The organism is Vibrio sp. YT-19(2023), assembly GCF_033337395.1.
Window position 1 is genome coordinate 1 of the sequence record NZ_JAWOQN010000813.1, and the last position, 588, is coordinate 588.

A 588-nucleotide genomic window follows, 5' to 3' on the forward strand; every position below is an offset into this window, starting at 1 on the left:
ATAAAACCCTAAACGGCGTTGACACTGAAATTGGACGTTTGATTGTTCGAACTGATGGCTCTATTAGCTTTAGACCAAATGACGATCTTGATCATACCGATGCGGCTTCAATCGATTTCACGGTTCATGTTACGGCTACCGATGGTGACGGAGATACGAGTACCGCCGATCTCGACATCTCCGTGACAGACAGAAATGCACAAATCGATACCTCATCGGTGTTGTCTTTCGAAGATAAAGGCCGTGACGGTTCTATCCTTGGTACTGAGAATGCCAATACGCAAGATAACTTATCTGGTCTAGATACTACGCCAGCGAAAGTCGATCTAGTGATTAACTTGCACGACCTCGATAGAAATGAAAGCCTAGGCGACATCACGATTCGCGATGCGAGTACGCACAACGGCACGTTCTATTATCGAAATGCCAATGGTGAGTACATTGAACTTACTCCAGTCAATGGTTCTGTTGTGTTGGACGGTTCGAATGTCATTCAATCATTCAATGGTGAGTTCGTTACGCTTGAGAACCTCTATTTTGTACCCGACCGCCATTTTGCGACGGGCGATAGTGGCATAGATCCACGTA

At 45.7% G+C, this 588-nt stretch carries 1 protein-coding gene; it reads left to right on the top strand.

Going from position 1 to position 588, the window contains the following annotated elements:
- A partial coding sequence (locus R7E78_RS28600) for a hypothetical protein (RefSeq protein WP_318058945.1) occupies positions 1 to 588 on the top strand: 588 nt, incomplete at both ends.